Here is an 11,335-nt window from a genome sequence, read left to right on the forward strand (position 1 = left end):
TTTTTTTGATTTTTTTTTGGCTACTTTTGGTTAATAAATTCATTTTTACTCAATTTTTGAAAAACAAATACGTTATGAAAAACTCTATGCCCGTAACAGTGAGCATTCTGCTCAGTGTGCTCATTCATTTCTTTTCGCTACCAGAAGAAAAATACCTAGTAGCCAATGAAACAGCTACCAAAAACCAACCTTCTTATAAGGCAAATAAAGCAAGTCCCCTGCTACCCAAGGAGCACCAATTTTTAAGCCCACTAGCACCCACTAACAATGGCGTAGCCATGGCTAACCAAGTACAAACGTGGTGGTTGGCTCCCTCCGTTTCGGCGACTAAAACAGTAGCCCAAGTAGGAACTGATGCGGGCACTCCTGGCCCTACGCCAGGGGACGTATTGGAATACACAGTGACCATTACCAACGCATCGACAGTGGATAATGCCACGGGCGTAAAATTTACCGATACTGTTGACCCCAATACGACTCTCGTACCAGGCTCGGTTAAATCAGCCCCCATTGCGGTCAATGACTCTTATTCCACCGTAGGAAACGTTTCTATTGATGTTCCAGCAGGTACTGGGATGTTGGCCAATGAAGTTAATTTGGATGGAGATCCGCTCCAAGTAACAGGAATAGACGCGTCATTAACGCAAGGAAATGTTACATTTAACTCCACTGGAAGTTTCACTTTTAACCCTAATCCAGGTTTTGAAGGGACAACTACCTTTCTCTATACCGTTACAGATGGTACGTTTAGCGTAACAGGCAAAGTAACCATCACGGTAACGGGAATGATTTGGTTTATTGACGATGACGCACCATCGGGTGGTGATGGGCGACTCAATACACCATTTAATACGTTGAGTACCTTCAATGGTATTTCATTGGACGGTACAGGCGATAACATCTTCCTATATTCTGGTACTTATACCAATTCAAACAGCACGCTCTTATTGGGACAACAAAACCTGATTGGTCAAGGTGCAGTAGGAACCAGCCTCGCAGCTTTGGCGGGGGTGACTTTTTCGGTACATCCACCCATGGGAGGGGTGAGCATTCCTAGCATTAATGGTACACGTCCTACCATCAATCAAGCTGCGAATAATATCAATATGCAATCGAACAACGAAGTGCGGGGGGTAAACATCAACAATACTGGCGGAACTGCCTTACTGGGAATTGGTTTCACCACTGCGCTAGTTCGGGATGTGAGCATCACCAATACGGGGGGCGTTGGGGTTAGCTTTAACAATGGAGTGCTCGATGTTATCCTTCAGAGTGTGTCGGCCTCTAATGCTTCCAACGGTATTTTCTTACAAAGCACAACGGGTAGTTTCCAGATTACAGGTACTGAAACCACAGATGCTTCAGGGGGAACTTTAACCAGTATTTCTGGACGTGGGATTGAAATACGTAACGCAACAAACGTTACTTTAAAAAATATGAGTCTCCCTTCTGCCAATATGACAAGTGACGGGGGATTTGATGGGCAATGCGATGAAGATGATGTAAATGCTTGTTTTGCTGCTATTTACATGAATATAGCAAGTACAGTTTCTTTAGATAATATTGACATTGGAGGAACTGAAGAACATGGTATAGTGGGTATCTCAGTGTCCAATCTTACCATTAATAATTGCACTGCGACAAATAATGGTAATTCGAATGAAGAAAATGCCTTGAAGTTCAGAAATTTATCAGGGACTTGTTCGATTACCAATTCATCGTTTCAGAACTCAGCCTTCAGAATCTGCCACATTATAAATACAACAGGCAATTTGACTTTAACTGTTAACAACTGTACGTTGAATAATACTGCTTCTTCGCCAGTTGGGCAGGACTGTTTTGAAATGCGTACGCAGGGCTCGGCTACTGCCACCGTTAACTTGACCAATACCCTTTTCCAAAGGGCCAGAAGTAAAGGAGTTCAAGTGTTTGCGGAAGGGAACTCTACCATGAACTTCAACATGACGGGCTGTAGTGTTGAGCGTTTTACTGGACTCATGGCGGGTGTTGAGGTTGGCTCAAATGGTACCTCAGCAGTCATGAACTATAACGTGAATAATAACTCAAAAATGGAGTCGGCAGGGGAAGTAGCATTTCTAGCTTCTACTTTTAATACTTCCGACCTTAATGGCCGGACTAACAACAACACAAATATTACTAATACAATAAATGAAGAGAGTACTTTTTCTAACATCAGGGTTTTGCATGAAGGTAATGGACAAGCCATAATTGAAGTAAAGAATAACCCCAACGTTTTTTCTAACAACCTTGATATACCTGTAAACTTTGTTGCTATCAATGGCTCTAATGCAGCAGCTCGATTAGACGCAACTTTATCTAACAATGCCATTATCAATACCATTACCGATGTTACAGCTCCGATTGCCACAGGTTTTGAGGGAATTGTGCTCCAAGTTGGTGCAAATGTAGGAGGAAGTGCCGTAAATACTTTATGTGGTAATATTGTCGCTAATGCCCTGAATTTGCCAGCTACTGTAGCGCGGGCTTTTCGAGTTAGACACTTAGATGCAACCATTGTTAATTTACAAGGTGGTGGTACTGATGTAAGTACTAACTGGTCAGCTAATGGTAATACTACTAATTTTGGTGCTACCAACGCTTACGGACCCAATTCGGGCATAACTTTTACTGGTACTTGTACAACACCTGCCCACGCTGTTCCCGTCCGCATTGCAGCCGAGCCCCTTGCCATCGATCGCCCTCAAACTGAAACGGTCGAAGTAGCCCAAGTAGTTGAAGTGCCAAAACAAGAAATTGATAATCAAGCTACGGCTCCTACCGCAGAAGCGATTCAAGAAGCCCTCGACGAAACCGCCCGCAAATCCGTAGTGCTTTCGGGAGAAACGGTGACAGTAGGTGGTGTAAGTGGGTTTTTGCTGCCTGCGGAAAAAAACATCGTCATTAAATTTCAGGTAACAATTGATACCCCACTGCCCGCAGGTAAATGTCAAATTTCTAACCAAGGCACAGTCTCAGGAAGTAACTTCAGTGATGTTTTGACCGACGATGTAGCAGGAGCACCCATAAGCGCTACCGTGACTCAGTTGATGAAACACTCCTTGGGAAATTTGGTGTATCAAGATGTCAACAAAAATGGAACGTTTAATGCAGGAACTGACTCGGGCATCAACGGTGTTTTGGTCAACTTGTACCGCGACAATGGTAATGGCACTTTAGACGCTGGGGATACCTTTGTTACTAGCACAACCACCGCAGGAGGAGGGTTATATTTATTCAGTAATTTGTGTTCGGATGCTTACATTGTCCAAATCCCGTCTTCTGAGTTCGGGGCAGGAAAACCACTCAATGGCTTAATTTCAAGCCCAGGAGGCGTCGCTCCCGATCCTGAGAATAATACCGACAACGATGACAATGGTCAAGACGCGATCAATAGCTCCATTGCTAGTCAGGCCATTACCTTGAATTATACTGGTGGTACAGTTGAAAATAACACTACCCTCGACTTTGGCTTTAGAACACCAACAACAGTAACTATTACTGACGTTACCCAATCTGAAGGCTCAGGAGGAACCACCACTTTTAGTTTTACAGTGAGCCGTAGTGACAATTCAGCTACCTTTGACCTAACCGTAAATACAGCAACAGTTTCGGTCAATAACGGTGATTATACGGCTATTTCTAACGGAACAGTGAGCTTCACGGCTGGTGAAAGTAACGATGCTACAGTGTCAATAACAGTCAATGCCGACGACATCGTAGAACTTAATGAAACCTTCAATGTCGTGCTTTCGGGGGCACCTGATGGAGTCATCATCACTGACGCAACGGGCGTAGGAACGATTACCAATGACGACCAGGCTACGCTGACTATTGCTGATGTATCGAACTCGGAAGGAAATAGTAGTACGACAACTTTTACATTTACGGTTACTGCTGATAAAGCGGTGGATGTACCATATACAGTTAATATAGCTACGGCCAATGGAACAGCAACAGTAGCTGGCTCTGATTATAATGCGAATAGTACAACACTCAGCTTTTTAGGTAACGCAGGAGAATCTCAAACTTTCGCTGTCACAGTCAATGGTGACTTATTAGTAGAACCCAATGAAAATTTCTCAGTAGCTTTACCTAGTTTAACGGCTTCTGGACGGGATATAATTTACTCGGATACGGGCACAGGTATCATTACCAACGACGATAACGCTGCAATCACCATCAACGATGTGTCTCAAATCGAAGGTAATGCAGGAAGTACAAATTTTATATTTACGGTTTCGTTAAGCAATCCTGTGAGTGCCAATGTCTCAGTAGATTATGCTACTGCTCCTGGAACCGCCACTGCTGGTACGGATTATACGGTCATCAGTGGTACGCTTACGTTCGCGGTTGGAGAAACGACAAAAACAATCTCTGTCCCAGTCATCGGAGATGGAGTAGGAGAAGCCAATGAAACTTTCTTTGTCAATTTAAGTAACCGAGTAAGCACTTTAAGTGCAAATGTTTCAATTACTGACGCCCAAGGTGTAGGAACGATAAATGACGATGATCTTGCCTTCTCTATCAATGATGTAACGGCCTCAGAGGGTAACTCAGGAACGACCGATTTTACGTTTACCGTGCATCGTACCAGCACAGCCACGGCCGAAACCATTAACTATGCTACTGCCGATAATACCGCTACGACCGCCGATAATGATTATTCGAGCACGAGTGGTACACTAACCTTTGCCGCAGGAGAAGCCGACAAAACAGTAACTATTGCCGTAAACGGAGACAACAAAGTAGAGCCTAACGAAAGCTTTTTTGTGAATCTTTCGACCCCAAGCAATGGTACAATTTCCGACGGACAAGGGCTAGGAACGATTACCAACGAAGACTTCGCTACGTTGACTTTTAGTACTGTAGCAGCACAAAATGAAGGCGCTTCGGGGGCAACAGTTGCCTATGCCTACGACCTCACTTTAGACAAAGAGGTAGTAGGAGGGTTTACCGTTAATTATACCACTAATAATGGAACAGCAACGACAGCCGATGGCGATTACCAAGATAATGATGGCTCAATAACATTTACTGGTACGGCGGGAGAAAAACACACCATCACGGTACTCGTCAATGGAGATTCAAAAGTTGAATTGGACGAAGAGTTTACAGTCGTTATTGGTTCAATATCAGGTACGTTGTCATCTTCTGTTAACCTGAGTGGTAGCCCGTCAAGGACAGCCACCATTACCAACGACGATGCCGCAACGGTATCATTGGCGGGTAATGTGAGCCAAAGTGAAGCTGTCACCCCACAGGTCTTTACCGTGAATTTGAGTAATCCAGTGGATGTGGATGTCACCTTGAATTTTGCCACTACAGATGTCACAACAACCCCAGCAGACTACACGGCTGTCAATCAAACCGTGACGTTTTTGGCAGGAACAACCACCCAAACGGTGAATGTTGCTATTACAAACGAGAATATAGTAGAGCCTGCTGAAGTCTTCGACGTGACGTTGAGTACTCTAGCGGCATCAGGTCGAAATGTAATTTTTGGGACCACTACAGGCACAGGTACAATAACCAATGACGATAACGCTACGGTGACCTTAACAGGAGGAATGGCTGCCCCAGAAGGTAATACTGGAACGACAAATTACACGTTTACAGCCAGTTTGAACAATGATGTGCAGGGAGGGTTTAGTGTCAATTACGCCACCAGCGATGGAACAGCAACAGTCGCAGACGATGATTATATAAGTAGTAGTGGTACACTTGCTTTTACAGGTATATCGGGGGAGAATAGAACCTTTACCGTGTCAGTAAGAGGAGATTTAAAAATAGAAAACAACGAAGCGTTCACTGCTGCTCTAGGAGCAATCTCAGGAGCTCCTGCAGGAGTGACCTCAGATATAACTCCCCAAACTTTCACTATCAACAATGACGAACTAGATTGGGGTGACGCGCCGACGGCAGGGCTAAGTGGTTTTGTGAGTTCGTACCCAACGACATTGACTGACAACGGTGCTCGCCATACGCTCACACCAGGAGGCGTATTTTTGGGGAGCACTGTAACTGCAGATTTGGATGGCCAACCTACGCTGACAGCCAACGGCGATGCCACGGGCGACGATGGAGTTACTTTACCAAGTGCCTTTATTATCAATACTACCTCAAGTGTAACGGTCATTGCTTCGGCAGTTGCCAAGTTAGATGCGTGGATTGACTTTAACCGTGACGGCGATTGGAACGATGCCAACGAAAAAATAGCGGATGGAGCTATCCTGGCGGTTGGTACAAATACGATTCCTGTCAATGTACCCGCAGCCGCAAGTTTGGGTACATCATTTGCTCGCTTCCGAGTTAGCAATGCAGGTGGCCTTTCTCCTACTGGTGCTGCAACCGAAGGTGAAGTCGAAGATTATCAAGTATCTATTCTGGATAATCAGTTCTCTATCAATGATGTTTCTATCTCTGAAGGAAACAGCGGAACAACCAATTTGACTTACACCATCAGTCGAACTTCCAATGCAACTGTATCATCCGTAAACTATGCCATCACAGGAGGGACGGCTACTTCGGGTAGCGACTATCAGACTTTTGCTTCAGGAACGATTAATTTCCTTGCAGGTGGAAGCTTAAGTCAAACTATTACGGTGTCAGTCAATGGCGACAATGTTGTTGAAGATAATGAAACGGTGATTGTGACCCTGTCAAATCCAGTAAATGGTGCGATAAGCACAGCAACAGGAACGGGCACTATTAACAACGATGACGCAGCTACCTTGACATTGACAGGAGGTGTTGCCCAAAATGAAGGAAACAGCGGAAATACCACCTATACTTTCACGGCTACTTTGTCAGCTCCTGTACAGGGTGGTTTTCAAGTAGCCTATACCACGGGCAGCGGCACAGCGACGGCAGGGACAGATTATACCGACAACGACGGTAGCTTGACGTTTGCAGGCACTTCCAACGAGCAGCAAACGTGGACAGTAAATGTCTTAGGTGATAATTTGGTAGAAGCGACCGAAACGTTTGAGGCTGCGTTGGGAGCTATTAGTGCAACAAGTGCTACGCAGCTGGCTGTCATAACAGTTGTGGGAACTCCTCAAACTGCCACCATCACCAACGATGATGCCGCAACGGTATCATTGGTGGGAAATGTGAGCCAAAGTGAAGCTACCTCGCCACAAGTATTTACGGTGAATTTGAGTAATCCTGTGGACATAACCTTAACTGTGAATTTTAGTACTTCTGATGGAACAGCGACAACTGCCGACAACGACTACACAGCCGTAACCAACCAAACGGTAACGTTTACGGCAGGTAGCACCACTGCCCAAACGGTGAATGTGGCTATTACCCCTGATACCAAAGTAGAGGCCAACGAAAGCTTCAACGTGACTTTGAATAGTCTATCTGCCCCGAGCCGTAACGTCATTCTTGGTACGGCAACAGGTACGGGAACTATCAATAACGATGATGCCTCAACGGTCACTTTGACAGGTGGAACGTCGAAACCAGAAGGTAATACAGGGACAGTGTCTTACACTTTTACTGCTACCTTAACCAATGCCGTACAAGGTGGTTTCACCGTAGCCTATACAACAAGCGATGGCACAGCAACCGTGGCGGACAATGATTACGTTGACAACGATGGTTCTTTGACCTTTGCAGGTACGGAAAATGAAACCAAAACAATCACCGTACAAGCCAATGGAGATCTGAAAATTGAAAATAATGAACTCTTTACGGTCGCATTAGGAGCGATTTCAGGAGCGCCAACGGGTGTAACCGTGGCAGGTACTGCGCAAACGGGTACGATAGAAAACGACGAACTAGATTGGGGCGACGCACCTGATAGCTACAAGACATTGTCGGCAAGCAATGGCCCAAGGCACGCCAATGCGCCAGGAGGTATTTATTTAGGATTGGTGGTAGATGCAGATTTAGACGGACAACCAAATCCAACTGCAACGGGTGATGGTTCTGACGATGATGGAGTTACCTTGCCTTCAGTATTGGTACTTAACACCACAGCCAGTGTGACAGTCAATGCCTCGGCAGCGGGTAATCTTGATGCTTGGGTGGACTTTGATAACAACGGTACGTTTGAGGTAAGCGAAAAAATATTTAGTAGCACACCAGTGAGTGCAGGTGTTAACAACTTGACCTTCCCTGTGCCAGCAGGAGCAACGCCGAGCAACAGCTTTGCCCGTTTCCGTATCAGTACCGCTGGTGGATTAAGCCCCGAAGGTTTGGCAGCAGATGGAGAAGTAGAGGATTATGACATTCAGATTGTAAATACCCAATTTTCGATCAATGACGTAACCATCACGGAAGGAAATAGTGGTACGACGAACCTGACTTTCACCATAACTCGTACGGTCAATGCCAATGCGTGTTCAGTGAAATATGGTATTACGGGAGGTACGGCTACGTCAGGTACAGACTATCAAACGTTTGCAGATGGAACAGCTTCATTTACGGCAGGTGGTGCATTTTCGCAAACCATCACGGTGATTTTGGACGGGGACAATACGGTTGAGCTAGATGAAACTATCTTAATGACGTTGAGTGACCCCATAAATGCGGCGATTTTGGATGGATCGGGTACGGGCACGATCACCAACGACGATGCCAGTGTGCTGACGGTTTCGAGCCCATCGGTGGTTGAAGGAAGTACAGGAACAACGACTATGACGTTTAACTTGATTCTCTCTAATCCTTCCGATGCCGCAGTAGTCGTAAATTATGCAACAGTGGACGGCACGGCTACCATAGCCGATAATGATTACGTAAGTACGGCAGGCAACCTAACATTTGCGGCTGGTGAAACCTCAAAAACGGTAACGGTAACCATAAACGGAGATTGTAAAGATGAGGCAAACGAAACCCTTTTGCTACGCTTGAGCAGTCTCACGGCCAACGGTCGCAACGTTAGTTTGAGCGGAGGCGGAGCAACCTTAGATGGTACAGGCACCATCGTGAATACACCACTGCCGACGGCGACAATAGCGGGGACAACGACAGTATGTCTCACGGGAGTAGCACCTACAGTGACTTTTACGGGAGCAAACGGTACATCGCCTTATACCTTCAATTATCAAATCAACGGTACACCTCAAACGTCATTGGTTTCAACGGGGAATACTGCTACGACGACAGCACCAACGAGCGTCTCTGGAATTTACACCTATACATTAGTGAGTGTGAGCGACGCCAATGGATGCAGTTCGAACGTAGGAACCTCCGTAACGGTGACGGTTCAAGGCAAACCAGAAATTAGTTTATCAACCCAGCAACAGATTTTAAACGAAGGGAATACCCAAACTTTCTGCGACATTGATGCGAATCCTGTGAACAATTTGGCGTTTACAGTTTTGAGTTCATGTGTTTCGGGTTCGCCTGTCTGGCGAGTGCAAGTGGGTAGCGGAGTATGGAGCGCTTGGTCATCTTCAGCCCCAGTTTCCCAATCGTCCAATAACCAGCCCCACCGCTACCAGGCGGCTTGTGATGCGAGTTGTGAATCAACTTACTCGGGAGTGATTACCTTGACAATTGGTGTGCCTCCTGTGCCTCCCCAACAAATAACTGTGAGTAAAACGACGGGTTGTCCAGGTGAAACCGTGACACTCTCCGCTCATTGTGGAGCTCATACCGTACGGTGGTATTCCTCAGATTCACCTAATTCTGCCCTTCCAAGCTCTACCATAACGATTAGGCGCGAGATGCCTAGTTACTGGGTGAGTTGTGTGAGTTCACTTGGTTGTGAGAGTGTTAAAGTAGCAGCACCATCGATTGTTGTCAAGTCCTCACCTTCGCCATTTGGTATCACAGGGGGAGGCTATCTGGGCTGTAATAACGTTTCTGCTATTTTAACCTCTGGTTCAGAATTGAACACCTTGTACCAGTTGTACTACAATTCGTTGGGGACTAGCCAGCAAGTGAATGGGAATGGAGGTGTTTTAAGTTTTGGTATTCCGAGTTTTGGGGGCACTTATCGTGTGATGGCCAAGGATAAGACGAGTGGATGTATTACGGAGTCGAGTGGGGAGGTGGTTTACTACAATGTTAGCAAGCCGAGCAAGTTTCAAGTGACGGGTGGGGGCAGTTTGTGTGGAAGCGGAAGTGTTACTTTGGGGTTATCCAGTTCCCAAGTAGGTGTTAATTACCAGTTGAAGCGCAATGGAGGGTTATATGGTAGCAATGTATTATCAGGGACAGGTCAGAAGTTGAGTTTTGGTTCGACGCTTGAAACGGGGACATACACAGTAGAAGGCACATCGTCCTCGGGCTGTGTTTTGACGATGCAGAATGGGGTATTGGTGACGAATTTTCCGTGTGGTCTCCGAGTTGGGGTAGATGATTTGTTTGGGATATCTGTTGATTCATCTATTGACTCTTGGGTGAGTATCTTGGGTAATCCAGTGGGTAGTATTTTGTCGTTACGTTTCAACCAGTCGATTAATGGAGAGGTTATGGTGGTGTTGGTTGGATTGAGAGGTGAGGAGTTGTATCGGCGATCATTGTTTGATTTGGAATCTGGCCATGTGGAGGATATTTCAATGGAAGGCTATGTAGCGGGGAGTTATGTATTACGGGTTATATCCTCTGAACAGAGGCAAGATTTCAAGATTAGTAAATTGGCTAGATAATTAGAAGTACGAGTATACCGTATTCAGGGGGCTAAATCACTTGAAGGTACAAGACAGCAAAGGGCGAGAAGTGAAAGTAGGCTTCCCATGGAAATTACTTTTTCAAAAAATATTTTCAAAAAGTGTGCTAACCACTAATTATTGGACACGTAAATGATAGAAAGTTAGAGACTTCAAGCACAAATTTTTGTTTTATTTTGAGTTAAATTTTTCATGTCAATGTTATGTTTGAGCAAATACTTGTAAGGGCTTTGAAAGTTGATTCCTCCATGTATTCTCTCGAAATTATAAAAATTTCTAAATTCCTCCAATGTTTCTCGAGCTTGCTTCAAATCGTCAAATTCAAGCCTCTGACATACAGGATTTTCCATGATGGAATGATAGGCTTCAATGTGCGCATCTTGTTGGGGTGTTGCAGGTTTTGTGAATTCTTGTTTGACTTGTTTATCTCGAAAATATTGTTGGACTTCATTGGCTACAAACTGGCTGCCATTATCACTCCTTACACAGATTCCTGTAGGTAAATCGTAATTCTCAAAAAGGCTATCAAATAATGAAATAACATCCTCTTTCCTGATGGTAAATGCACAATATTGGCCTAAATTCCACCTTGAATTTACATCTATTACCGTCAGAACCTGCATATTTCTGTTTTGCCCTGCAACCCAAACGAATTTAATGCGGCCCGCCGCCCATATCTTTGAAGT

Annotated in this window: 2 protein-coding genes; one reads left to right on the forward strand and one right to left on the reverse strand. The window is 45.1% G+C overall.

Translation table 11 applies throughout. The features are described from left to right. The first annotated feature begins 74 nt into the window (after positions 1 to 74). Positions 75 to 10,628 carry a Calx-beta domain-containing protein gene (locus AC23P2_RS29995; RefSeq protein ID WP_487776611.1) on the forward strand — a complete coding sequence of 3,518 codons (10,554 nt, stop codon included), beginning with the start codon at positions 75 to 77 and terminating at the stop codon, positions 10,626 to 10,628. 173 nt (positions 10,629 to 10,801) lie between these two features. Here AC23P2_RS29995 and AC23P2_RS30000 read toward each other — a convergent pair. Continuing rightward, positions 10,802 to 11,335 (reverse strand): transposase (locus AC23P2_RS30000; protein ID WP_487776612.1); only part of this gene is annotated, 534 nt, incomplete at its 5' end.

The organism is Runella sp. R0.1_18 (assembly GCF_057652155.1).